Annotated in this window: 26 protein-coding genes; 15 read left to right on the top strand and 11 right to left on the bottom strand. The window is 66.1% G+C overall.

Annotated elements, in window-relative coordinates:
• Positions 1–2 precede the first annotated feature (2 nt).
• Entirely contained in the window at positions 3–536 is a 534-nt protein-coding gene (locus LJ725_RS15600) for a hypothetical protein (protein ID WP_230551565.1), read from the top strand.
• A gap of 11 nt (positions 537–547) precedes the next feature.
• On the opposite strand, the gene LJ725_RS15595 is transcribed toward LJ725_RS15600, so the two are convergent.
• Genes LJ725_RS15595 through LJ725_RS15585 form a run of 3 tightly spaced genes read right to left on the bottom strand, consistent with a single transcriptional unit; the run spans position 548 to position 3323 of the window.
• The gene (locus LJ725_RS15595; RefSeq protein ID WP_230551564.1) at positions 548–1276 is read right to left on the bottom strand and encodes an SDR family NAD(P)-dependent oxidoreductase; all 729 of its coding nucleotides are present in this window, start codon (positions 1274–1276) and stop codon (positions 548–550) included.
• The gene (locus LJ725_RS15590; protein WP_230551563.1) at positions 1273–2244 is read right to left on the bottom strand and encodes a Bug family tripartite tricarboxylate transporter substrate binding protein; all 972 of its coding nucleotides are present in this window, start codon (positions 2242–2244) and stop codon (positions 1273–1275) included. The genes LJ725_RS15595 and LJ725_RS15590 overlap by 4 nt, the downstream gene beginning before the upstream one ends.
• Positions 2245–2267: 23 nt before the next feature.
• Complete coding sequence (locus LJ725_RS15585) at positions 2268–3323, bottom strand: LacI family DNA-binding transcriptional regulator (RefSeq protein ID WP_268990676.1); 1056 nt, start codon at positions 3321–3323, stop codon at positions 2268–2270.
• A gap of 81 nt (positions 3324–3404) precedes the next feature.
• Here LJ725_RS15585 and LJ725_RS15580 point away from each other — a divergent pair, with 81 nt between their 5' ends.
• The 5 genes from LJ725_RS15580 (at position 3405) to LJ725_RS15560 (ending at position 7913) form a co-directional block, all read left to right on the top strand.
• The gene (locus LJ725_RS15580) at positions 3405–5066 is read left to right on the top strand and encodes a flavin-containing monooxygenase (RefSeq protein WP_230551561.1); all 1662 of its coding nucleotides are present in this window, start codon (positions 3405–3407) and stop codon (positions 5064–5066) included.
• Entirely contained in the window at positions 5063–5602 is a 540-nt protein-coding gene (locus LJ725_RS15575; RefSeq protein WP_230551560.1) for a VOC family protein, read from the top strand. The genes LJ725_RS15580 and LJ725_RS15575 overlap by 4 nt, the downstream gene beginning before the upstream one ends.
• 186 nt (positions 5603–5788) lie before the next feature.
• Entirely contained in the window at positions 5789–6505 is a 717-nt protein-coding gene (locus LJ725_RS15570; RefSeq protein WP_230551559.1) for a pirin family protein, read from the top strand.
• 70 nt (positions 6506–6575) lie between these two features.
• The gene (locus LJ725_RS15565) at positions 6576–7349 is read left to right on the top strand and encodes an SDR family NAD(P)-dependent oxidoreductase (protein WP_230551558.1); all 774 of its coding nucleotides are present in this window, start codon (positions 6576–6578) and stop codon (positions 7347–7349) included.
• Between the two features lie 39 nt (positions 7350–7388).
• Positions 7389–7913 (top strand): hypothetical protein, encoded by a 525-nt coding sequence (locus LJ725_RS15560; RefSeq protein ID WP_230551557.1) that lies wholly within the window; start codon positions 7389–7391, stop codon positions 7911–7913.
• Positions 7914–8085: 172 nt separating this feature from the next.
• Here LJ725_RS15560 and LJ725_RS15555 read toward each other — a convergent pair whose 3' ends face one another.
• Positions 8086–8856 carry a glucose 1-dehydrogenase gene (locus LJ725_RS15555; protein ID WP_230551556.1) on the bottom strand — a complete coding sequence of 257 codons (771 nt, stop codon included), beginning with the start codon at positions 8854–8856 and terminating at the stop codon, positions 8086–8088.
• A gap of 72 nt (positions 8857–8928) precedes the next feature.
• Between LJ725_RS15555 and LJ725_RS15550 the strand changes: the two genes are divergently transcribed.
• Positions 8929–9525 carry a 2-hydroxychromene-2-carboxylate isomerase gene (locus LJ725_RS15550; protein ID WP_230551555.1) on the top strand — a complete coding sequence of 199 codons (597 nt, stop codon included), beginning with the start codon at positions 8929–8931 and terminating at the stop codon, positions 9523–9525.
• A complete protein-coding gene (locus tag LJ725_RS15545; protein ID WP_230551554.1) occupies positions 9522–9959 on the top strand; it encodes an OmpA family protein in 438 nt (145 codons plus the stop codon). The genes LJ725_RS15550 and LJ725_RS15545 overlap by 4 nt, the downstream gene beginning before the upstream one ends.
• Before the next feature lie 95 nt (positions 9960–10054).
• On the opposite strand, the gene LJ725_RS15540 is transcribed toward LJ725_RS15545, so the two are convergent.
• From LJ725_RS15540 to LJ725_RS15520, 5 genes are all read right to left on the bottom strand, one after another.
• Entirely contained in the window at positions 10055–11074 is a 1020-nt protein-coding gene (locus tag LJ725_RS15540; protein WP_230551553.1) for an NADPH:quinone oxidoreductase family protein, read from the bottom strand.
• 19 nt (positions 11075–11093) lie between these two features.
• On the bottom strand, positions 11094–12929 hold the full coding sequence (locus LJ725_RS15535) for a carbamoyltransferase family protein (RefSeq protein WP_230551552.1): 1836 nt from the start codon (positions 12927–12929) through the stop codon (positions 11094–11096).
• An 18-nt stretch (positions 12930–12947) separates the two neighbouring features.
• On the bottom strand, positions 12948–13100 hold the full coding sequence (locus LJ725_RS15530) for a DUF5989 family protein (protein ID WP_216957152.1): 153 nt from the start codon (positions 13098–13100) through the stop codon (positions 12948–12950).
• An 18-nt stretch (positions 13101–13118) separates the two neighbouring features.
• Positions 13119–13562 carry an SxtJ family membrane protein gene (locus LJ725_RS15525; protein ID WP_230551551.1) on the bottom strand — a complete coding sequence of 148 codons (444 nt, stop codon included), beginning with the start codon at positions 13560–13562 and terminating at the stop codon, positions 13119–13121.
• An 83-nt stretch (positions 13563–13645) separates the two neighbouring features.
• Positions 13646–14320 carry a TetR/AcrR family transcriptional regulator gene (locus LJ725_RS15520; RefSeq protein WP_230551550.1) on the bottom strand — a complete coding sequence of 225 codons (675 nt, stop codon included), beginning with the start codon at positions 14318–14320 and terminating at the stop codon, positions 13646–13648.
• Positions 14321–14436: 116 nt separating this feature from the next.
• Between LJ725_RS15520 and LJ725_RS15515 the strand changes: the two genes are divergently transcribed.
• The 6 genes from LJ725_RS15515 (at position 14437) to LJ725_RS15490 (ending at position 21952) form a co-directional block, all read left to right on the top strand.
• Complete coding sequence (locus LJ725_RS15515) at positions 14437–15102, top strand: HAD-IA family hydrolase (protein WP_230551549.1); 666 nt, start codon at positions 14437–14439, stop codon at positions 15100–15102.
• Between the two features lie 4 nt (positions 15103–15106).
• Positions 15107–15658, top strand: coding sequence for a regulatory protein RecX (locus LJ725_RS15510; RefSeq protein ID WP_230551548.1), 552 nt, complete (start codon positions 15107–15109; stop codon positions 15656–15658).
• A 33-nt stretch (positions 15659–15691) separates the two neighbouring features.
• Positions 15692–16042, top strand: coding sequence for an arsenate reductase (glutaredoxin) (gene arsC, locus LJ725_RS15505; RefSeq protein WP_230551547.1), 351 nt, complete (start codon positions 15692–15694; stop codon positions 16040–16042).
• 4 nt (positions 16043–16046) lie between these two features.
• Complete coding sequence (locus tag LJ725_RS15500; RefSeq protein WP_230551546.1) at positions 16047–17714, top strand: adenylate/guanylate cyclase domain-containing protein; 1668 nt, start codon at positions 16047–16049, stop codon at positions 17712–17714.
• A 62-nt stretch (positions 17715–17776) separates the two neighbouring features.
• Positions 17777–18259 (top strand): tetratricopeptide repeat protein, encoded by a 483-nt coding sequence (locus LJ725_RS15495; protein WP_230551545.1) that lies wholly within the window; start codon positions 17777–17779, stop codon positions 18257–18259.
• Between the two features lie 171 nt (positions 18260–18430).
• Positions 18431–21952 (top strand): indolepyruvate ferredoxin oxidoreductase family protein, encoded by a 3522-nt coding sequence (locus tag LJ725_RS15490; protein WP_230551544.1) that lies wholly within the window; start codon positions 18431–18433, stop codon positions 21950–21952.
• A 423-nt stretch (positions 21953–22375) separates the two neighbouring features.
• Here the strand turns inward: LJ725_RS15490 and LJ725_RS15485 are convergent, their stop codons facing one another.
• On the bottom strand, positions 22376–22537 hold the full coding sequence (locus tag LJ725_RS15485) for a hypothetical protein (protein ID WP_230551543.1): 162 nt from the start codon (positions 22535–22537) through the stop codon (positions 22376–22378).
• Positions 22538–22757: 220 nt separating this feature from the next.
• Between LJ725_RS15485 and LJ725_RS15480 the strand changes: the two genes are divergently transcribed.
• The gene (locus LJ725_RS15480) at positions 22758–23693 is read left to right on the top strand and encodes a hypothetical protein (RefSeq protein ID WP_230551542.1); all 936 of its coding nucleotides are present in this window, start codon (positions 22758–22760) and stop codon (positions 23691–23693) included.
• A gap of 102 nt (positions 23694–23795) precedes the next feature.
• Here LJ725_RS15480 and LJ725_RS15475 read toward each other — a convergent pair whose 3' ends face one another.
• Entirely contained in the window at positions 23796–24320 is a 525-nt protein-coding gene (locus tag LJ725_RS15475) for a hypothetical protein (protein ID WP_230551541.1), read from the bottom strand.
• Positions 24321–24521 lie beyond the last annotated feature (201 nt).

The raw sequence follows: 24521 nt of genomic DNA, 5'->3' as shown, positions 1-24521 counted from the left end.
GCGTGACCCGCATCCAGCGCTTCACGCTTTGCTCGGCGTTTTCGATGGTCGGGCTGGCCGTACTGACCAATGCAATTCTGATCGCAGCCGATACACGGGACCATTACCTTCTCGCCGGAATCGCGGAGACCTTCGGCATGACCCCCACTGGGCGGGTCTGCAACATCGCGATCGGCGCCAGGATATTGTTCTGGTTGCTACTGGCCGTCGAGCTCGTGATCGTGGCGCGTGCGGTCTCGTTCAAGCTGACCGCATCGGAACGGGCTGAACTCCAGAAGGTATCGACAGCTCCGGCCGAGACCTCGCGGGATCGCCTCCTGATCGCCCTGTTGTTTCCGATATTCGTGGCCGGTTTCTATTTTATTTCCTATTCGATCGGTCATCACGCCGGTGGCCGGTTCAAGCTGTGCTCCACCGCGCCGGGCACGCAGCTTGCCTACCATTGGTACCTTCTCGTGGCGTCCAGCGGGCGAGCAGCAATGATCGCGCTGGCTTGCCTTCTCTACTTCCGGCGGAAGGCATCAGCTGTCTCTTGAGGCCACGCTGCTCAGTAGGTCGCCCGACCGCCAGAAATGTCGAAGACCGCGCCGGTCGAGAAGGAGCAGCCGGGCGACGTCAGCCAGAAGGTCAGTTCGGCGACCTCCTCCGGCCGCACCATCCGCGCCATCGGGACGTTGGCCAGAAGCTTCGCGCGGCGCTCGTCGGTAAGGTCGCCGAAGATCGCGGTCTCCGACGCCGACGGCGTGATTGCGTTCACCAGCACACCTGAGGTCGCGAGTTCCTTGCCCATCGACTTAGTGAGCGCGATGACGGCGGCCTTCGACGCGACATAAGCCGCGACGTTCGGATTGCCGTCCTTGCCCGCGATCGAGGCAATGTTGACGATGCGGCCGTAGCCGCTCGCCACCATGTCGGGCACGGCGGCCTGGCAGCATCGGAAGGTACCGTTGAGGTTGATGTCGAGAACGCGGTGCCACATCTCCTCAGGATACGAGGCGATGCCTGCGGAGGGGCCGAGGATGCCGGCGCTGTTCACCAGGATCGACGGCGTGCCGAGCGCGGCCTTGCTCGCCGCCCAGGCGGCGCGCACGGATCCGGTGTCGGTGACGTCGACGACGAAGGCCTCTGCGCGCCCGCCCATGTCTGCGGCCGCGCGCTTCGCCCCGGCAGGATCGAGGTCCCACAGCGCGACCCTGATGCCCTCTTTTGCGAAGCGCTGCGCAATGGCGCGGCCGAGGCCGCTGGCCGCGCCTGTGACGACTGCCGTGCCGCTCACGGCTTGATGTTCGCGGCTTGCGCGATCTTGCGCAGGGTCGCGATGTCCTTGGCGGTCTGGGCCTTGAGATCGTCCGGGCTGATGGTCGAGGCGGTCATGCCGAACTCCAGCCAGCGCTCCTTGATGTCGGGCATCGCCAGGATCTTCATCAGCTCGGCATGCAGGCGCTGGACGATCGGCTTCGGCGTGTTGAGCGGCGCCATCAGGTCGTAGCGCCAGACGAAATCGAAATCGACGCCCTGCTCGACGAAGCCCGGCACGTCGGGGAAGTTGATCGAACGGCGCGTGCACGAGACCACGACCTTGACCTTGCCCGACTTCACCATCGGCACCGCCGACTGCACGTCGGAGAAGCCCAGCTTGATGTGGCCCGCCGCGACGTCGTTCAGCACCGGCGCCGCGCCCTTGTAGGGCACGTGGGTCATGTTGATGCCGGTGCCGACGCGGATGATTTCGGCGCAGAGATGGCCGGTGGAACCGTTGCCCCAGGTCCCGTAGTTCACTTCGCCGGGCTTGGCCTTGGCGAGCGCGATCACGTCGCGCAGGTCCTTCACCGGATAGTCGGGGCTGGCCACCATCACCACCGTCGCCGAACCGATGTCGGCCAGGTGCTCGAAATCCTTCACCGGATCGTAGGGCAGATCCGGCATCACCGCCGGATTGACGACGACCGTGCTGGCCGATCCGAGGACCAGCGTATAGCCGTCCGGTGGCGCCTTCTGGGCCGCCTCCATGGCGATGACGCCCGAGGCGCCGGGCTTGTTGTCGACGATCACGGTCTGGCCGAGCGCCGTGCCGAGCTTCTCGGCCAGCGCACGTGCCACCAGGTCGGTGCCGCCGCCCGCCGCGAACGGCACGATCAGGCGGATCGGCTTGCTCGGCCATTTGGCGTCGCTCGTCTGAGCCAAGGCCGGTGTCGTGAGGCCCAAAGCCAAAGTCAGGGCAAACGCCCGCCGCAGCAGTCTCATTCTTTCCTCCACGTGGTTCTTGATTAATGCGAAGCCGGCGGCCCGCAGGAGTCGCGCAGCACGAGATCGACCGGCAGCAGCGCCCGCGCCTGCCCCTCTCCGCCCGTGCCCCGCAGCCGCTGCAACAGCAGTTCGGCGGCCGCACGGCCGACGTCTTCGAGGCTCCAGCGCAGCGCCGTGATCGCCGGCGAATGCACGGCGGCGAGATCGGTGTCGCCCACGGCGATCACCGACAGGTCCGCCGGAATGGCCAGACCGAGATCGCGTGCGGCGCGCAGCGCGCCGGCCAGGATGCGGGTGCCGAGCGCGATGATCGCGGTCGGGCGCCGCTCGCGTTGCAGCAGCGCGAGGGCATCGCCCTGCGCGAAATCCATCGACGATTCCTGGAGGCAGACCTCTGCCCCCGCCGGGTCGATGTCGGCCTCGGCGAAGGCCGCGCGGAAGCCCGCGATACGCTCGCGGCCCGGCCGCATGCGCGCGCCCGGTGTCAGGAGCGCGATGCGGCGATGGCCGAGCCCGATCAGATAGCGCGTGGCCGTCCGCGCGCCCTCGCGATGATCGACCAGCACCGCGGGCCACGGCTGCGTCTCCTCCGGCGGCCGCTCGAGATGAGGCACGTCGCGGTCGAGGATGACCACCGGCGCCCCGCCGGCAGCGAGGTCGCGCCACGCCCGGTCGTTCTCGTCGCTGCCCGGCGCCACCAGGATCCCGTCTAGGCGACGGCTGCGAAAGGCCGCGACCATCGCGCGTTCGCGCGCAGGATCGTTCGCGGTATTGGCGACCACCATCAGCAGCCCGGCATCGCGCAGCCGGGCTTCGGCCGCCTGCACGATGCTGGCGTAGAGCGGATTGGCGACATCGGAAACCAGACAGCCCACCATGCCGGTGGTGCGCGTCCTGAGGCTGCGCGCCAGGAAATCCGGCTGGTAGCCGAGTTTCTCCGCCGCCGCCGCCACGTCGCGCGCCACCCGGGCGCTGACGTTCTTGCCGCCGTTCAGCGCGCGCGACACAGATCCCACCGACACACCGGCGGTGCGGGCAACGTCGCGAATTGTGGCTCTGGAAACGATTTCCGTCATACGAGGCCGCATATTTGACATCGGCAGCGCTACTTGCAAGGTTAAACTGGAAACGTTTCCATTTTCAGGGGTGCGGTTAGCATGGCGGCGAGCGTCCAGGAGCAGGCGGGTGCGAGCGAGACTGGCATCGACGCATGCGATGTCGTGGTGGTGGGGGCCGGCTTCGGCGGCCTCTATGCGCTGCACAAGCTGCGGGAGAACGGCCTGTCTGTGCGGGGCCTCGAGGCGGCGCCGGACGTGGGCGGCACCTGGTATTGGAACCGCTATCCCGGTGCGCGCTGCGACGTGCCCAGCCTGTTCTACTCCTATAGCTGGTCGCCGGAGCTGCGCCGCGAATGGCGCTGGACCAACCGCTACGCCGGCCAGGACGAGATCCTGCGCTATGCGCAATTCGCCGCCGACCGGCTCGACCTGCGCCGACTGATCCAGTTCGACACCCGGGTCGTGAGCGCGACCTTCGACGAGCGGTCAGAGCGCTGGATCGTCGAGACCGATCACGGCGGCCGACTCACCGCCCGCTTCGTCATCATGGCGACCGGCGGCCTGTCGGTGCCCAACACGCCCGACATTCCCGGCGTCGCCGATTTCAAGGGCGAGATCTTCCACACGGCGCGCTGGCCGCAGGAGCCCGTCAACTTCGAGGGCAAACGCGTCGGCGTCATCGGCACGGGGTCGTCGGGCATCCAGGCGATCCCGATGATCGCCCAGGCCGCAAAGCAGCTCATCGTCTTCCAGCGGACGCCGAACTTCTCGGTGCCGGCGCGCAATCGCCCGCTGACCGACGAGGACCACAGGAGCTTCGACGAGGGGCTCGAAGCCTATCTCGCGAGCCTCGAGCAATCCGACTTCGGGCGCGTGCCGCCGACCGCCTTCGCCGCCGAGGTGCCGCCGCGCGACGTCCAGTGGAAGCACTATGAGAAGCTCTGGCAGGAGGGCGGCAGCGGCGGCTTCCTGAAGGCCTTCCCCAACATCCTCGTCCACCCCGGCGTCAACGATGTCGCCGCCGACTTCGTGCGCCAGAAGATCCGCGAGACGGTGAAGGATCCCAAGACTGCCGCGGCGCTCTCGCCCGAGGGCTATCCGTTCGGCGTGAAGCGGCTGTGCGTCGATACCGACTACTTCGACACCTACAACCGCGCCAACGTCGAGCTGGTGAACCTGCGCGAGGAGCCGATCGAATGGATCGCCGCCGCCGGCGTCGACACGGCAAAGCGGTCGTTCGACCTCGACGCGCTGGTCTTCGCCACCGGCTTCGATGCGGTGACCGGCGCCCTGCTGGCCGTCGATATCCGGGGCCGCGACGGTGCCACGCTCAAGGACGCCTGGTCGGAGGGGCCCCAGACCTATCTCGGCCTCACCGTCGCGGGTTTCCCGAATCTATTCACGATCACCGGACCCGGCAGCCCGTCGGTGATCGGCAACGTCATCACCAACTGCGAGTATCACGTCGACTGGATCACAGAGTGCGTCACCCACATGCGTCGACACGGTCTTGCGACGATCGAACCCGACGAAGAGGCGCAGGTCGCCTGGGGTCGGCATGTCGCCGAAGTCGCCGACCGCACGCTCTTTCCCAAGGCCAATTCCTGGTACCTCGGCGTCAACATTCCCGGCAAGCCGCGCGTGTTCATGCCGTACATCGGCGAGGGCTATCGCACGACCTGCAAGGAGATCGTGGCCGACAACTATCGCGGCTTCACGTTCGGCGTTTCGGCCGACCGTGAACGGGCGGCCGCAGAATGAGCCGGCTGTTCGGTCCCATCCGCCAGAACGGCTATGTCGTGCGCGACATCGAGGCGGCGATGGCGCACTGGATCGACGTCCTCAAGGTCGGCCCGTGGTTCTACATCGACCGCGTGAAGACCGACTGGTTCCGCCATCGCGGCCAGGACTCGGCGCTCGAACTCAGCATCGCGCTCGCCAACTCCGGCGACCTGCAGATCGAGCTGATCCAGCAGCGCAACGATGCGCCCTCGATGTACAAGGAGTTCCTGGATTCCGGCCGCGAGGGGCTCCAGCACGTCGCCTTCTGGTCGACCGACTACCAGTCGCTCTACGACCGCGCGCTGGGGCAGGGCTACAGGCTCGGCCACGAAGGCCAGATCGGCGGCGAACAGGGCCGTTTCGCCTATTTCGATACCGGCGCGCCGGCCAATCCCCATGCCGGCACCGTGATCGAGATCTCCGACATCAGCGGCAACAAGGGCCGGTTCTTCGAGTACGTTCGGGAGCGTTCGCGGACCTGGGACGGGTCGGATCCCATCCGGCGTTTGCGTTAAATGTCGCCCCGCAGGGGCGGAGGGGTCATGAAGCTCCGATGGTCGTTCTTCCTTCGGCGCTCCCGGACATTGCCCAGGCAATGTCCTGCCGCTCATGGGGGCTGAGCTTCGCTCAGCCCCGTTACCAACCCGAAACTTGATCCCCCTCCTCGTTGCGCCATTTTTGGGAGCAGCAAGGAGAACACCATGATCGAGCTCAGACCCTTCGAGAAATTGGGCAAGTCGGACCACGGCTGGCTCAAGGCGAACTTCCATTTCAGCTTCGCCGACTACCGCAACCAGGACCGGATCCACTGGGGCGCCCTGCGTGTCTGGAACAACGACCGCATCGCGCCGCAGTCGGGCTTCCCGCCGCATCCCCACCGCGACATGGAAATCGTGACCTACGTCATCAAGGGCGCGATCACGCACAAGGACCATCTCGGCAACGAGGGCCGGACCGAGGCGGGCCAGATCCAGGTGATGAGCGCGGGCAACGGCATCCAGCACGCCGAATACAACATGGAGCAGGCGGAGACCGAGCTGTTCCAGATCTGGATCCTGCCCAACAAGCAGGGCGTACCGGCGCGCTGGGAGACGGTGCAGTTCCCCGCCGACGCGCGCGACGGCAGGCTGGTGCCGCTGGCCTCGGGCCGCGGCGACGACGGGGCGATCCCGCTCTATGCCGACGGTTCGCTGATGGCCGGCACGGTGAAGGCCGGCCAGTCGATCCGCCAGAAGCTGAACGGCAAGCCGACCTATCTCGTCCCGGCCAAGGGCCGCATCGAGGTCCGCGGCAGCGACGGCAAGGTAGTGACGGCGAAGGCCCGCGACGGCGTGGCGATCGTCGACCAGGACGAGATCGAGATCGTGGCCCTCGAGGATGCCGAGATTGTGCTGGTCGAAACGGACCGGCTGAACTGACCTCCCGTCAGATTGACGCTATGGGCCGGGCGGGGTTTGATCCCGCCCGGTTTTCGTTTGGGAGAGACGCATGGCCTACAAGGGCTTCGATCTGACGGGCAAGGTGGCGCTGGTGACGGGCGGCAACGGCGGCATCGGCCTCGGCATGGCCGACGCGATGGCCCAGGCCGGCGCAGGCGTCTGCATCTGGGGGACGCGCAAGGAGAAGAACGACGCGGCCGTCGAGCAGCTCAGGAAGCACGGCGGCAAGGTCCACGCCCAGATCGTCGATGTCGGCGATGAGAAGCAGGTCGCCGAGGCCTTTGCCGAGACGGTCAAGGTGATGGGCCAGGTCGACAACTGCGTCGCCAATGCCGGCGTCTCGGGCCGCGGCAAGGGCTCGATCCTGGAGATGGACTATGCCGAATGGCGCCGCGTCCTGCAGATCAACCTCGACGGTGTTTTCTTCACGTTCCGTGCAGCCGCCAAGCACATGGTCGAGCGCGGCCAGGGCGGTTCACTGGTGGCGATGGCCAGCACCGCCGCCATCGAAGGTGCGGCCCGCTCCAGCCACTACGGCGCCAGCAAGGGCGGCGTCACGGCGATGGTGCGTGCGCTGGCCGTCGAGCTGGCGCGCTACAAGATCACCGTGAACTCGATCCTGCCGGGCTGGATCGAGACCGAGATGACGGCCAATGCGGTCGCCAATCCGAAGTTCGCGGGCAATGTCCTGCCGCGCATCCCGGCCCGCCGCTGGGGCACCGGCGCCGACTTCGGTCCGATCGCCGTCTACCTGGCGAGCAGCGCCTCCGCCTACACGACGGGGCGCGACTTCGTCATCGATGGCGGCTATACGTTGTTCTAGCCTGCCGCCTGTCCAGCATCAGTCTTTGGGGAAACACTCATGATCAATCGGTTTGCAACCGGCCTCGCCGTCGTCCTCGCCTTCGGCACCCTGCCCGCGCTCGCGCAGCAGCAGCCCAAGCCGGCGGCCGCCGCGGCGACCCCGAAGGCCGATGAGGACAAGTATGTCGGCTACTACTATCCGAAGCCGACGGCGATCGAGACCTATACCTCGCCGATGCAGACGATCGCCGGCGCCGAGCGCGCCCAGCGCGTGCAGTTCGCCACGGTCGTGTCGCAGGGCACCATCCAGTCGGCCTATCGCGTTCCCTACGCGGTGTTCGTGAAGGGCGAGAAGGCCGACAAGATGATCATCGTCGGCCTGCAGCCCGGCGAGATGAGCACGATCTTCCGCGCGCGAGCGATCCTCGCGAACATGACCACCATGTCGCGCCTGTCGCCCTTCTTCCAGGAGCGCACGATCGCCGAGGACGCGAACTTCTTCGACCTGCTGAAGCTGCTGGGCTTCCAGCAGATCACGATCAGCGACGGTGACAAGTTCACCCACCAGGTGAACATCAAGTAGGGCTGAGCTTCGCTCAGCCCCAGGAGCGTCAGGGCATTGCCTTCGGCAATGTCCGGGAGCGCCGAAGGAAGAGCGCACCTCCATCTTTCCTGCGCCATGCGGCGCCCGCGCTTCGGTCGCTGTGCTCCCTGCAGCGCTACACGCCGCCAGTCGCTCCGCTTAGCGGAGCGACCTAGATCGCATTCATCCCCCCGTCGATCACCAGTTCGGCACCGGTCATGAAGCGGGACTCGTCGGAAATCAGGTAGAGCACGCCATAGGCGATGTCCTCCGGCGTGCCGAAATGGCCGACCGGCACGCGCTGGCGCGTGCGTTCGCGCGCCTTCTCGCTGGGAAGGATGCTCTCGCCCATCGGCGTCATGATGATGCCGGGATGAACCGAATTGCAGCGCACCTTGTAGCCCTTGCGCGCGCAATCCATCGCCACCGTCTTCGTGAACTGGCGCACCGCGCCCTTGCTGGCGCCGTAGGCCGAGAGATCGGGCGTTCCGAGGAAGGCCGCCAGCGACGACAGGTTCACGATCGATCCGCCGCCCGAAGCGCGGAGCGCGAGAACGCCGTACTTGCAGCCGAGGAACACGCCCTCGACGTTGATCGACAGGATGCGGCGCCACTGGTCGAGGCTCTCGCCCTCGAAGGTCGAGGGGAACGGGCCCGCGATGCCGGCATTGTTCACGAGCCCGTCCAGCCGCCCCTCGCGCGCCAGGATGTCGTCGATGATGCGCTTCCAGTCGGCTTCCTTCGAGGTGTCCTGCTCCTCGAAGCGCGCCGTGCCTCCGGAGTTCAGGCCGTCGATCTGCTGGACGGTCTCAAGGCCGCCGGCGCGATCGATGTCGGTCACGATCACCGTTGCGCCCTCCGCCGCCAGCAGCTTCGCCGAGGCGCGGCCTATTCCCGATCCCGCGCCCGTCACCAGCACGACCTTGTCTGCAACACGGCCCATGCGTGCCTCCCTTGAACTTTCTTGTCGCAAGGCTAGAAGCGGCGCAGGCTCGCCACAAGCAAGGAGGAATGCATGGCCCGCACGCTGGAATTCTACTTCGACTATGGCAGCCCCTACAGCTATCTGGCCGACACCCAGGTCGAGGCCATCGCCCAGCGCTCCGGCGCCACCTTGGTGCGCAAGCCGATGCTGCTGGGCGGCGTGTTCAAGGCGACGGGCAATCATTCGCCGGCCGAACTGCCGCAGAAATCCAAATGGAGCGGTTTCGACATGCCGCTTTGGGCGCGCCATTACGGCGTGCCGTTCCAGCGCAATCCCTTCTTTCCGGTGAACACGCTGGCGCTGATGCGCGGCGCCGCGGCGGCACAGATCGACGGAACTTTCGAGCGCTATCATCCCGCGGTCTACAAGGCGATGTGGGTCGACGGGCGCAACCTGAACGACATGAAGGAGATTGCCGCCGTGCTGGCCGCGGCCGGCCTCGATCCGGCGAAGGTCGGCGCGCGCATCCAGGATCAGGACGTGAAGGACCGGCTCAAGGCCACCACCGAGGAGGCCGTCGCGCGCGGCGTGTTCGGTGCGCCGACCTGCTTCGTGGACAACATGATGTTCTTCGGCAACGATCGCCTCCCCTTCGTTGAAATGGCCCTCAAGGGAGAGCTCAAGTGAAAAGAATCGGCGCCCTCATCGCCGCCGGCATCGTGCTCGCCGCCACGCCGTCCTTCGCGCAGACCGTCGGCACCTGCCCGCGCGGCGGCGGCAGTACCCAGCCGCAGCCGGTCCGCATCCTGTTCGACCTCAACAGCTCGCACCTGCGGCCCGCCGAGAAACCGATTATCGCGCAGGCCGTCAAGACGGCGAAAGACCGCCAGGTCTCGGCCGTCTGCCTGATCGGCCATACCGACAAGCTGGGCGACAAGGCCTACAACCTGAAGCTCGCCCGTGCGCGCGCCCAGACGGTGGCTGCAGAGATGATCCGCGATGGCTATCCGGCCAAGAACATCACCATCGTGGCGGACCCCGAAGCGTTCGGAAACATGAGCTTCGGCAACGACAACGCCTCGGAGATCGATCGCAAGGTGACGATCTTCTACGCGCGATAGATGACCGTCATCCTGAGCGAAGCGAAGGACCTCACATAGCGGTTAGATGACTCCGGAACGGGCGCGAGATCCTTCGCTGCGCTCCCGGGCGGAGGCTACTGCGCCTGCGATGGCAAGGAGCTCATCTCGATCGCGACCTTGCCGACGACCTTGCGGTCGATCAGGACCTGGAACGCCTCGGCAGCCCGTTCCATCGGGAAGCGATGCGAGACATGCGGGCGCATGACGCCCAGTGCCGCAAGCCGCGGCAGTTCCTCGACATAGTCGCGGCCCAGTTCGGGCGAGAGGCGCAGGATGGTCTCGCCGGCGCGCACGCCCAGCACCGACAGGCCCTTGATCAGGATGTGGTTGGACATCAGCTTGCTCGGCCCGCCCGAGGTGAACCCGACCACCAGCAGCCGTGCGCCGTAAGCCGCCGCGCGCACCGATTTCTCCAGCACTTCGCCGCCGACCGGATCGTAGATCACGTCGCAGCCCTTGCCGTTCGTCAGTTCCTTCACAGCGGCGACGAAGTCGCCGGTGCGATAGTTCACGACCTCGTCGGCCCCGTTCGCCCGCACGACAGCCAGCCGTGCATCGTCGCTGCCGGTCGCGATCACGTGCGCGCCAATATGCTTGCCGAGCTGCACCGCCGCGAGACCGACGCCGCCCGAGGCCCCATGCACCAGCAAGGTCTCGCCCTTCTTGAGCGCGGCGCGATGGACCAGCGAGTGGTAGGCGGTCTGCGCCGCGACCCGGAAGCCCGCGCCCTCGGCGAAGGACCAGTCGGACGGCAGTCGCAGGAGCTGGCCGCTCGCCTTCAGCTTCACGTATTCGGCGAAGGCGCCGGGACGCACGCCGAAGATCACGCGATCGCCGGGTTTCCAGTTCTCGACGCCGGCGCCGACCGCGTGGATCATTCCCGCGCCTTCCATGCCGGGCACGAAGGGCAGTTCGGGCTTGTGCTGGTAGCCGCCGGCCACCATCAGCACGTCGGGGAAATTGACCGAACCGGCGCCGACCCTGACGACGATCTCGCCCGGCCCGGCTTCGGGGATCGGACGTTCCTCGATATGGAGAACGGAAGGATCGCCCAGGCGATCGCAGACCAGGGCCCGCATGAGAGGGGCGCGCATTGCGGGAGCGCCCACCGGGCTAGTCGAGCTCGAAGGCGTTCTTGTAGTCGAGCTTCAGCGCCGGATCCTGGTCTTCCTTGCGCAGCAGGCAGTTGCCGACCACGAGGACCTCGATCTCGCTGCCCATGAAGCAGCGCCACGCATCCTCCGGCGTGCAGACGATTGGCTCGCCGCGCACGTTGAAGGAGGTGTTCACGATCACCGAGCTGCCGGTCTTCGCCTTGAAAGCCGAGATCAGGTCGTAGAACGGCTTGTTCGTCTCTTCGTGGACCGTCTGGATGCGGCCCGAGTAGTCGACGTGGGTGACGGCCGGAATGTCGGAGCGCGGCACGTTCAGCTTGTCGATGCCGAACAACGCCTCTTCCTCGGCCGTCATCTTGCGACGACGGCTTTCGACGACCGGCGCGACCATCAGCATGTAGGGGCTGTCGGTGTGGAACTCGAAATACTTGTCGACGTCCTCGCGCAGCACCGCCGGCGCGAACGGACGGAACGACTCGCGGTACTTCACCTTGAGGTTCAGAGTCTTCTGCATCGACGGCGAGCGCGCATCGCCCAGGATCGAACGGGCGCCCAGCGAGCGCGGACCGAACTCCATGCGGCCCTGCATCCAGCCGACCGCCTTGTCGTCGGCCAGCGCCTGCGCGGTCTGGTCGATCATCTCTTCCCGGGTGAGGCGCGAGAACTTGGCGCCAACGGCGGTGAGGCGCTCGGCGATCTCGTCGTCGGTGAACTCCGGGCCGAGATAGGAGCCGGCCATGCCGTCCATGTGGCCGTTGAGCTTGCGCGGCTGACCGAGGAAGCCGTGATAGGCCGCGAACGCCGCACCGACCGCGCCGCCGGCATCGCCGGCCGCGGGCTGCACCCAGATGCCGTCGAAGATGTTCTCGCGCAGCAGCTTGCCGTTGGCGACGCAGTTCAGCGCCACGCCGCCGGCCAGGCAGATGTTCTTGACGCCGGTTTCCTTCTTCACCGACCGGCCGAGGCGAATCACGATCTCCTCGGTCACGGCCTGGATCGACGCCGCGAGGTCCATGTGATGCTGCGTCAGCATCTCCTCGGCGTTGCGCCGCTTGCCGCCGAACAGGTCGCCGAACTTGTCGTTCGTCATCCGCAGGCCGGTGCAATAGTCGAAGTAGCTCTGGTCGAGGCGGAAGGTGCCGTCTTCCTTGAGGTCGACGATCTTGTCGAGGATCAGGTTCTTGAATTTGGGCTCGCCATAGGGCGCGAGACCCATGACCTTGTATTCGCCCGAGTTGACCTTGAAGCCGGTGTAGTAGGTGAATGCCGAGTAGAGGAGGCCGATCGAGTGCGGGAAGTGGATCTCCCGCAGCATCTCGAGCTTGTTGCCGCTGCCCATGGCCAGCGACGTCGTCGCCCATTCGCCCACGCCGTCCATGCAGAGCACGGCGGCCTCTTCATAAGGCGAAGGAAAAAACGCCGAGGCAGCGTGGCTCTGGTGATGCTCGCCGAACAGCAAGCGCTTCTGCCAGTCGAAGTCCGGCTGCCACTTCTTCATCTCGTCGCGCAGCAGCGTCTTCTGGAAGAGCTTCTCCTTCAGCCACAGCGGCATGGCCATGCGGAAGGACGTGAAGCCCCGCGGCGCATAGGCGAGATAGGTCTCGAGCAGGCGCTCGAACTTCAGGAATGGCTTGTCGTAGAAGGCGACGTAGTCGACGTCCTGAAGCTTGATGCCGGCGCGGTCCAGGCAGAACTGGACCGCATTCTGCGGGAAGCCCGCGTCGTGCTTCTTGCGGGTGAAGCGCTCTTCCTGCGCGGCGCTGACGAGATGACCGTCCTCGATGAGCGCAGCCGCGCTGTCGTGGTAAAAGGCCGAGACGCCGAGCACACGCATGGAAGAGTCCTTAACCGCCTAGAACAGCGTGTAGATGAAGGGCGCGATGGCCGACCCCTTGGTGAGCACGATCAGGCCGCCGAAGATCACCATCATGACGAGGATCGGCAGCAGCCAGAACTTCTTGCGCTCCCGCATGAAAGCCCAGAGTTCGACAAGTATGGAGCCCATTGCTCTGTCCTTTCGCGATCAGAATTGGTTGCGCATGGATTGCGGCGGCGGTCCCGGCGGGGCGCGCTCGATCCAGTAGGTCTTGGCGTTACGGTCGAGCTTCAGGCGCAGGAAATCCTTGCCGAACGCCCGCATCACCAGGCCGATCGGCATGATGGTGACGAAGAACAGCAGGCCGAGGATCAGCGGGTTCATGACCTTGTAGAGGAGCAGGCCGAACTTCAGCCACAGCCGGTTCAGCGGGCCCAGCGCCTTGGGATACACAAGGGCAACCACCAGGAAGGCCAAGGCGACCGGAAGCATCCACTTCCAGGCCGCGCCCTTCTCGAACCCATGGTTCCACAGGTTGATCGCGGTCAGGATTCCGAAGAAGCCCGCGAAAACGAACCCGAAGCCGCGATCGGTGCCCGCCTTGACGTGCTCCTCGCGCGAGAAATCTTCATGAAGCTGGCTGGTCGCCATTTACCGAGCGTTTCGACAGTTGATTGGGGCTCTTAACTCTCTGATCCCAAACGCCAAGTCAATCGGCGACCAGCAGGGGGTGGCTATTCCGCCGCAACCGAGGCGAAGCGGTGCGACAGCAGGGCCTCGAGGGTCATCCGCCAGACGGCAGCGGCCCGCTCGAAGCTGAGGTTGTCGCGGCGGCGCAGGACGATCCAGGCGTCGAGGGACAGGGCGGCGCCGATGGCGTCGGCCAGTTCCTCGCGGGCCGGCTCGCTCAGGCTGGCGAATTCGGGCGCGAAGGTCTCGAAGGTCGAGTTCCGCAGCTCCTGCTTGAAGGCCTGACCGCGCTCGATCAGGGCCGGATGGCCGACGAACTGGCCGGCGGCGACGCGCAGCGGCACGATCTTGTCGAACACCTCGGCCAGGTTCTGGACCACCGAGGCGATGCGGTCGGACAGCGGCCGGGTGTTGGCCGTCGGCGGCGGGACGACGATGTCCTGCCGGATGGCATCCATAACGGTTACGAAAAGTGACTCGACATCGCCGAAATGCTGGAAAACCGAGCGCACGGACACGTCGGCGCGGCGCGCCACGGCGACCACGGTCGGAGCGGTGCTGGTCTCGGCGATCATGAGCTTGGCGGCTTCGATGATCTTGCGACGGGTCTCGGCGGCCCGCCGATTGCGCCCGTCGGGACGCGCCGTCTGGTTGTTGTCCGTCGCTGCCGCCACTACCGCCACTGCGTTGCCGCGCGGCATTACCGCTGCTTCGCTCATGTGCAAATTCCTAATCCGGAGTTCAGGTCGATGGTCAACGCACGACCAGTCGCCTATGGAGGGCGTGAGATAAGGGCCGACTGCGGCAGCAACAAGGTAAAGACCGTCGCACCATCATGAATACGAGCCATGCAAAAACCCCGCTCGCGGTCCTGTGGGACTTCGGCGGCGTGATCCTTTCGAGCCCCTTCGAGGCGTTCAATCGCTACGAGGCCGAGGCCAATCTTCCCAAAGATTTCCTGCGCGGGCTGAATGCGCGCAACCCCGATACGAATGCCTGGGCAAAAATGGAACGAAGCGAGGTTTCACTCGATGGCTTCGTTGAATTGTTCGAGGAAGAAGCCCGCCTTCAAGGCTACCGGGTGGACGGCTGGAAGATTTTGCAGGCACTGAGCGGCGACATTCGGCCGCAGATGGTCGAGGCGCTCCGGCGCTGCAAGTCGACTTTCAGGGTAGCCTGCATCACCAACAACATGAAGTCGGGCGAAGGGCCCGGCATGGCGCGCGGCCCCGAAAAGGCCAGGGCCGTGGCTGAGATCATGTCGCTTTTCGAGCATGTCGTGGAATCGAGCAAAGTCGGCCTTCGCAAACCCGACCCGCGCATCTACCTGCATGCCTGCGAGCTGTTGGGCGTCCCGCCCGACCGCTGCATCTATCTCGACGACCTCGGAATCAACCTGAAGCCGGCCCGGGCGCTCGGCATGCGCACCATCAAGGTCGTCGATCCAGAGGCCGCGATCGACGAACTCCAGGCGATGGTGGGGATTCCGCTCCGGGGCTGATGCCGTGAAGCGGACCGCCTCTCCGATCACGGCAAGGTATCTCCAGAACGCCGCCGTGTTCTATCTCGAGCGCTACGCCAGTTCGGCCGAGGGATTGCGGCGCGTCCTGCGCCGCCGGGTTTCCAAGGCCCGGATGCTCGAAGCTCCCGTGATGGACAATGTCGACGAGGCCATCGAGGCGCTCGTCCAGAAGTTCGTCACGGCCGGCCTGCTCGACGACAAGGCGTTCGCCCAGACCAAGGCGCGGTCGCTGCATCGCCGCGGCATGTCGGGGCGGCTGACGCGCCAGCGGCTGCAGGTGGCGGGCGTCGCCGCCGAAGATGTCGAGCAAGCCATGGCCGCGCTCGACGACGAACTCGGCACCGATCCCGCCAAACGCGAATTGCAGGCCGCCCTGGCCTTCGCCCGCCGCCGTCGCCTCGGTCCCTTTCGCGCCAAGGACCGCGAGGCCTACAAGGCGCGCGATCTCGCCTCGATGGCTCGTGCGGGCTTCGCCTACAGCCTCGCCCGCAGGGTCATCGAAGCCGCCGACCCCGATGCGCTGGACGAAGGCTGAGCGGCTCGCCATGGTTCGGCCAACGAGGAAAGCATGACGGTCACGATCTGGCACAATCCGCGCTGCAGCAAGTCACGGCAGACGCTCGAACTGCTGAAGAGCAAGGGCGTCGAGCCCAGGGTGCGCGAGTATCTGAAACAGCCGCCCAGCAAGGCGGAGATCGAGAAGCTCATCGCGCAGGTCGGCGGCGATCCGCGCGAGCTAATCCGCGACGGCGAGACCGAGTTCAAGTCCCTCAAGATGCGGAAGGCCGATCTCACCAAGGCCGACATCGTGAAGGCCATCGCCGAACATCCCGTCCTGCTGCAGCGTCCGATCGTCGTGAAGGGCACGCACGCCGCCATCGGCCGGCCGCCCGAAGCGGTCCTTGCCGTCCTGAAATGACGCCATGACGGGACGGCTTCGCCTCTGGTCGGGCTACGTCCTCTTCATTTACGTCGTCACCCATCTGCTCAATCATGCGCTTGGCCTGATCTCGCTGCGCGTCCTCGAAGCGGGACGGCACTGGTTCGCAGCGATATGGAGCAACCCCGTCGGACTGACGGCGCTCTATGGGGCGATGCTCGTCCACTTCCTGCTCGCGCTGTGGTCGCTTTACCGGCGGCGCGCGCTGAAGCTGTCGCGCTGGGAGTGGGCGCAATGGATCCTCGGCGCCTCGATCATCCCGCTCGGCGTGATCCACGTGGTCGGCACGCGACTGGCGGAAACCCTTTACGACGTCCAGTCGGGCTATCCCTGGGTGCTGGGCACGCTCATCGCCGGCGGCTGGGGTGGAATCCTGAGACAGTTCTCGCTGCCGCTGGTCGTCTGGATGCATGCCTGCATCGGCCTGCACTTCGCGCTGCGCCTGAAGCCCTGGTATCGCGGCTGGCTACCGCTGCTCTACGGCCTCGCCCTGCTGATCCCCGCCGCCAGCCTCGCGGGCGCCGCCGTCGCGCTGCGCGATGTCGCCGAGCTGGCGCAGCGGCCCGGGTTTCTCGAGCAGTTGTTCGAGCAGGCGCGCATTCCCGCCCCCGGGCAGATCGCCGATCTCTACTCGATCGCGGCCGGGTTGGAGTACGCGGCGCTCGCTCTGCTGGTCGCCGCACTCGCCGCGCGGCCCCTGCGCGACCTCTGGGAACGACGTGCCGGCGTCGTCCGTCTCGACTACGGCGAGCGTCGCAGCGTGACGCAGCCTGCCGGCCGCACGATCCTCGAGATGAGTCGTATTGCCGGCATCCCCCACGCGTCGGTCTGCGGCGGCCGCGGGCGCTGCTCGACCTGCCGCGTGCGCATTGCCGGCGAAGATCGCCAACGGCTGCCGCCGGCCTCGCCGGAGGAAGCCAAGGTGCTGGCGCGGATCGGCGCGCCCGCGAACGTGCGCCTTGCCTGCCAGCTGCATCCGCCACCTGGCCACTATCGCGTAACCCCGCTGCTGCCGGCCACCGCCGGCCCGGTCGAGGCCTATCGCCGCCTGCCGCAGGCGCATGGCGGCGAGCACTATGTCGCCGTACTGTTCGCCGACATCCGCGGCTTCACGACCATCTCCGAAGGCAAGCAGCCCTACGACGTCGTGTTCCTGCTCAACCGGTACTTCCGCGCCACCGGACAGGCCGTCGAAGCCGCTGGCGGCCGCCTCGACAAGTTCATCGGCGACGGCGTCATGGCGGTCTTCGGCCTCAATCAGGAGCCGCAGATCGCCTGTCGCCAGGCACTCGACGCGGCGCGGCGCATGGCGCTGGCACTCGACGATCTCAACGAGGCGATGTCGGGCGATCTCGACGCGCCACTGCGCATCGGCATCGGCCTGCATGCCGGGCCGGCCATCGTGGGCGAGATGGGTTATGCCCGGGCCGCCCAGATCACCGCCATTGGCGACACGGTGAACACGGCCAGCCGGCTGGAATCGATGACCAAGGAATTCGCCGTCGAGCTCGTCGTCTCGCAGGAACTCCTGGACCGTGCCGGCATCGATCTCAGCGACGCGCCGCGCCACGAGGTCGATATTCGCGGCCGCCAGAGCCGGCTGGCTGTGCGGGCAGTCGCGAAGGCCGCCGATCTCACGGCAATGTCATAATATTTTCGTTGTCCGGCGGGCCGTCCGGGCGACAATTCCCGCCAGATTCCAGGAGGACTCCGATGCGCGCCCTTTTTGCTGCCGCCGCCATGACAGTGACGGCCCTCGGCCTGTCCCTGCCCGTCCAAGCCGCGGGCGGTGGCGCCTCGATGGAGACCCCGGCCAAGCCGGTCGACCCCAATTTCGCGCGCGCCAAGGCGATGATCGAGGCGCGCGACTACAAGGGCGCGCTGCCGCTGTTGCAGCAGGTCGTGACCAAGGACCCGAAGAACGCCGACGCCTACAACCTGATGGGCTTCGCCACCCGCAAGTCGGGCGATCCCAACGGCTCCCTGGTGTACTACCAGCAGGCGCTGGCAATCGATTCCCGCCACATCGGCGCCTACGAGTATCTCGGCGAAGCCTATCTGATGCTGGGCCGGCTGCCCGAGGCCGAACAGCAGCTCGCCCGACTGAATTCGCTCTGCACGTTCGGCTGCGCCGAGCACCGCCAGCTCAAGGCCGCCATCGCCGACTACAAGGCAGGCAAGCGTCCGACGAACTGACGACTCGTCACCTCCCCCATCCGAAGCGGAGGATGTTGAATTGGACGGTCTCGCGCTCTAGCGAAATTCACTTCGCGGAAAGGCTCAACGGGCTTTTGCGCCGGCGGCGCGTCCCGCTATGCTGCGGCCAATAAACGCCCGTTCACGCCGCCGCATCGGAGGGCTCCCGCGATGAGCACCGTCACCCCAGTTCCGCTCGTTTTCGGCGATTACGCCCTCGAGGACCGCTACCGGCTCGGCAAGGGCCGCGTCTACATGACCGGCATCCAGGCGCTGGTGCGCCTGCCGATGATGCAGCGCCAGCGCGACCTCGCGGCGGGCCTCAATACCGGCGGTTTCATCTCCGGCTATCGCGGCTCGCCACTCGGCATGTACGACAACGCCCTGTGGGGCGCGAAGCGCTACCTGAAAGAGAACAACATCCACTTCCAGCCCGGCCTCAACGAGGATCTCGCGGCGACCGCGGTGTGGGGCACGCAGCAGACCAACCTGTTTCCCGGCGCCAAGGTCGATGGCGTCTTCTCGATCTGGTACGGCAAGGGTCCGGGCGTCGATCGCTCGATGGACGTGCTGAAGCACGGCAATGCCGCCGGCACCTCGCCGCATGGCGGCGTGATCGCGCTGGCCGGCGACGACCATGGCTGCCAGTCCTCGACCCTGCCGCACCAGAGCGAGCAGGTCTTCTCGGCAGCGATGATCCCGGTCGTCAATCCGGCGACCGTCCAGGAATATCTCGACTTCGGCATTCTCGGCTTCGCCCTGTCGCGCTATTCGGGTTGCTGGGTCGGCTTCAAGGCAATCTCCGAGACGGTCGAGAGCGGCGCCTCGGTATGGGTCGATCCCGAGCGCATCCAGATCGTGATGCCGACCGACTTCCAGCTGCCGCCGGGCGGGCTCGGCATCCGCAATCCCGATCCGCCGCTGGAAGCCGAGCGCCGCCTGCACGGGCCGAAGATGGCGGCGGTCGCCGCCTTCGTGCGCGCCAACGGCTTCGACCGCACCGTGATCGAGCCGACCGAGACCGGCACGAAGGCCCGCATCGGCATCATGACGACGGGCAAGGCCTATCTCGACACGCGCCAGGCGCTGGAGGATCTCGGCATCGACGACGCGCGCGCCCGTGCGCTGGGCATCCGCCTCTACAAGGTGGGCGTCACCTGGCCGCTGGAGGCCGAAGGCGCGCGGCGCTTCGCCGAAGGCCTGCAGGAAGTGATCGTCGTCGAGGAGAAGCGCTCGAACCTCGAGGACCAGCTGCTGCGCATCCTCTACCACCTGCCGGCCGACCGCCGCCCGACGGTGATCGGCAAAGCCGACGAGACCGGCCGCATCATCCTGCCGAGCGAGGGCGAGCTCACGCCGACCGGCGTCGCCATGGTGATCGCCGCGCGCCTGATGAAGCACCAGGGCGAATCGCCCGAGCTGCGCCAGCGCCTCGCGCGCCTCGAGGCCAAGGAGAAGCTGCTGTCGGCACCGCCGCCCAAGGTCGCGCGCACGCCGTTCTTCTGCTCGGGCTGCCCGCACAACACCTCGACCAAGGTGCCCGAGGGCAGCCGCGCCATGGCCGGCATCGGCTGCCACGGCATGGCGATCTGGATGCCCGAGCGCCGCACCTCGCTGATCAGCCACATGGGCGGCGAGGGCGTGGGCTGGGTCGGCCAGGCGCCGTTCCATTCCGACAACCACATCTTCCAGAATCTGGGCGACGGCACCTATTACCATTCCGGCCTGATGGCGATCCGCCAGTCCGCCGCCGCCGGCGTCAACATCACCTACAAGATTCTGTTCAACGACGCGGTCGCGATGACCGGCGGCCAGCCGCACGACGGGCCCCTGACGGTTCCCGAGATCACGCGGCAGGTCGAGGCCGAGGGCGCCAAGAAGGTCGTCGTCGTCACCGACGAGCCGGACAAGTACCCGATGAACGCCGGCTTCGCGCATGGTGTCACGATCCGTCATCGCGACGAGCTCGACGCCGTGCAGCGAGAGCTGCGCGAGATCCCGGGCCTCACCGTCCTCGTCTACGACCAGACCTGCGCGGCCGAGAAGCGCCGCCGCCGCAAGCGCGGCACCTTCCCCGATCCCGACCGGCGCGTCTTCATCAACGACGCGGTCTGCGAAGGCTGCGGCGACTGTTCGGAGAAGAGCAACTGCGTGTCGGTGAAGCCGCTCGAGACCGAGCTTGGCCGCAAGCGGCAGATCGACCAGAGCAATTGCAACAAGGACTTCTCCTGCGTGAACGGCTTCTGCCCCAGCTTCGTGTCGGTGCGCGGCGGCGTCCCCGCCAAGGCCCGCCCGCGCAAGCTCGAGGTGGTGAAGGACGATCCCTTCGCGTCCCTGCCGATGCCGACACTGCGGCCGCTGAGCGAGGCCTACGGGATCCTGGTGACCGGCATCGGCGGCACCGGCGTCATCACCGTCGGCGCGCTGATCGGCATGGCGGCCCATCTCGAAGGCAAGGGCTGCACCGTCCTCGACTTCACGGGTCTCGCGCAGAAGAACGGCGCGGTGATGAGCCATGTGCGGCTCGCGCCGAAGCCCGAAGACCTCCATGCCGTGCGCATCGCCGCCGGCGGCGCCAACCTGGTGCTGGGCTGCGACATGGTCGTGGCCGCCTCGCCGGCCGCGCTGTCGCGCATCGAACAGGGCGTCACCAAGGCCGTGATCAACGGCTATGTCCAGCCGGTCGCCGCCTTCGTCATGAACGGCGACATGGATCTCGGCGCCGAAGCGATGATGAAGGCGATCCGCGATGCAGCCGGCGACGAGGCGACCTCGTTCATCGACGGGACCGGCCTCGCCACGGCGATCCTGGGCGATTCGATCGCCACCAACCTCTTCATGCTGGGCCATGCCTGGCAGAAGGGCCTGGTGCCGCTCTCGTTCGAAGCGCTGATGCGCGCCATCGAGCTGAACGGCGTCGCCGTCGAGAGCAGCAAGCGGACCTTCAACTGGGGCCGCCTCGCCGCCCATAATCTCGCCGCGGTGCAGGCGGCGGCCAAACCCGCGCTGCGTATCGAGAAGCCGGTCGCGCGCACGCTCGCCGAGATCGTGTCGAAGCGCGTCGAGCTGCTGACCGCCTACCAGGACAAGGAATATGCCGAGCGCTATCGCGCGCTGGTCGACAAGGTGGCCAGGGCCGAGAAGGACAAGGCGCCCGGCCGCCGCGGCCTCGCCGAGGCGGTTGCCAAGTCGCTCTACAAGCTGATGGCCTACAAGGACGAATACGAAGTCGCCCGCCTCTACAGCGACGGCGAGTTCCACAGGAAGCTGCGCCAGCAGTTCGACGGCGACTACAAGATCACCTTCCATCTCGCACCGCCCTTGTTCGCCGACCGCGATCCGGTGACGGGCGAATTCAAGAAGAGCGAGTTCGGCTCGTGGATGATGCCGGCCTTCCGCGTCCTTGCCTCGCTGAAGCGGCTGCGCGGCGGCACGTTCGACATCTTCGGCTACAGCGAGGAGCGTCGCATGGAGCGCCGCCTGATCGGCGAGTACGAAGCGACGATCGAAACGCTGTTGGCGACGCTCGGCCAGGACAATCACGCGCTGGCGATCCAGATCGCCTCCGTGCCGGAGACGATGCGCGGTTTCGGCCACGTGAAGGAGAAGAACGTGAAGGCCGCGAAGGAGCGCGAAGCCTCGCTGCTCGCGGCCTACAAGAGCCCCGCCACCCAGTCGATCGCCGCGGAGTAAAGGTCCGGCGAGAAGGCCGGGTTCCTTACGTACCCGTTCGATCTTGCGCTCGACCGCCGCCTGCCGCTCCGGCTGGATCGCCGCGCGCTCGGGATCCTGACCGATCGCGGCCTCGACTGAGTCGGCATAGAGATCGCTGAGGCCGGTGCGCACCGCCGTGTCGGTCCGGCCCGTGTCCCAGCCTTTGCGTTCGCCCTGGTAGCGCAACTCGTCCACCACGGTGGCGCCCAGCGTGCGCAGATCGGCCCGGTCCTGCCAGGACAGCGTCGCATCCTGCCCCAGGTCGGCGAGACGCTCGGCCACGATGCGGTCGTCCAGCGCCGACGCCGCCCGCGCCACGATCCGCCCGAGCTCGCCGCCGGCGCGGTCGAGGCGGCGGTCGATCAGCGGTTCGAGCATCGCCGTCTGCCGCGGGCCCCTTGCCTACCCCAGGTAGCGGTCCTTCAGCTCGGCCAGCAGCGTGATGGTCCGGGCGATCCCGGCCAGCGCCGCTTCGGGGTCCTTCCCCGCGAGACCCGTCGCCGGGTCGGTCGCCAGGCCACGCACCTCGCCCGTGAACCCGGTGTCGAGCTGGCGCGCGAACATCTCGTCGGCCTGCAGGTCGAGCGGGCTGTCATCCCCGAGCTCGTTGCGCGGCCATGACTCCGCCGCCGGCGCTGCCGGCGGCAGCCCCTTCTATCTCGATGCTTGCCATGTTCGCCTCCAGGCCAAGTCGTTTGAGGCTAATCTGCTCCAATCAAGATGCGGAGGTTTGGTAAGCCTCCACTATTTATGATAGTTTTATTTTATGCGGACACAACTATCCGTGGTAACTGTCTGCGGGTTTCGCTTAGTCGCGCGCTTCGTCGTTCTTCTGGTCGCCCTATCCGTTATGTTCGACTTGATGGGACAGATCAGTGTCGACTATCTCGAACAGGAAGGGCCTTTCGAGCCGGACGAGCGGGCCTTTTCCTCCGCCCTTTATCTCGGAATGCTGAACGAAGACTGGGGCAAAGGCAGCCTTGCCGGACTCGCGTGGCACTATATGCCGGCGATCGTCCTGTCCTTGTCGATCGTTATCGCCTGGGCGCTGATCGATATCGCTTGGGCTACGAAAGATTTTCGGCAAAAAGCCCACATCAACACGGCGCCCTTGCCGCACCTGCCTCGCCTGGCTCTGCGCTTCGTCGTTCTTCTGGTCGTCATGTCCTTTCTATTCGACCTGATCGGGCGGACCTGTTTCGGCTCTCTCGAACTAGAAGGGCCTTTCGTGCTGCAAAAGATGACCTTCTGCTCTTTTTTTACTTTCGGAATGCTGCAAGACGCCTTGGCCGAAGCCAGCCTTGCCGGCCGCTTGTGGCATTATCTGCCGGCGATCGTCGCGTCCTTGTCGATCGCCATCCTCTGGTCCTTGGTCGATCGCCATCGCCTGACCTCCGAAAGAGGTTCGGCGAAAAGCCGCATCAACAAGGCGCCCTTGTCGCTCTTGCGTCGCCTGACCCTGTGCTTCGCAGTTCTGTTGTTCGCTCTGGCGACTCTATACGATTTTTCCAAACCATTAAGTGTCTGCTTCAATCCGCGCTCACCGATTCTGCCGGAAACCCTCCCTATCTGCTTTCGCACTCACTTCGAAAACTGGATCCTGATGGCGCGCAAGGGCGGCCTTCCTGGGCTTGCGTGGCATTATCTACCCGTTGCCGTGGTTGCGACCATCATCTTGATCGATTGGGCCTGGACGCATTGGCGGGGTCGGCGGAAGTGAAGGCGTGACTTTTCTCGCTGCGTAGCGACGTTCGATCCACTGTTTGATTCGCGGATCCAGGTCGTAGGGCTCGCTTGGCATGTGGCTGCGAATACACGCCAATCAATCTGCCGTCCTCGGCGGTGCTTTGTTCTTTTTTAATAGAAATGGCAGATTGAAGGCGCCACTTTCTCCCGCTTCATAGCCGCGTTCGATCCACCGTTTGACTCGCGGATCCAGGCCATAGGGTTCGCACGGCATGTAGTTGCTCGAGTGTTCCTTTGCATACTCCCCCGCAATCTCCAAAACCCAGTCAAGGGGAAAGAGGCCAACCTTCTGCATGTACAGTCCCACGTTGAAATTCGAGACATCGCGAAATTGGCGCAACTGCAAGTAGCCCGGAGCGTCGTCGTCTGGGCTCCAAAGCCTCTGGTAGTCGAAACGTCCGCATTGGCCGAGGTCCTTGCGGACCAACTCACGGCCGTATGCCTTTGCTTTCATGGGGTCCGTGAGCGCTTTCCCCACGGCCCTCCTGCCCGCTTCCCAACCGGCCACAGCAACGGCGCTGAGGTCCTCGACCGGCGACATCAGGAACTCTGTTTTCCGATCTTCAGAGCTTGGCACGTTTAAGCCGTTCGGCAAGACCACGCGCTTTCCCGGGTCTGTGGCCGAATTCGTTGTCTGGACCCGGCGAGGACGGGACGCCCGCATTCCCTATTGGGGTTGGGGAAAGGAACGCGGACGTCCCGGGTACGCGCGTCGTCCGCGAAGGGAGGCAGGCGGGCGACGCACCTGCCGCTATAGGCCCGTTGGCCTGGGGAAGTTAACGACAATCCCGACGCGAAGACG

It is taken from the genome of Reyranella aquatilis, assembly GCF_020880995.1.
Classification (GTDB): domain Bacteria; phylum Pseudomonadota; class Alphaproteobacteria; order Reyranellales; family Reyranellaceae; genus Reyranella; species Reyranella aquatilis.
Note: the sequence above shows the minus strand (reverse complement) of the source record. Positions and strands in the feature narration are given on the sequence as shown.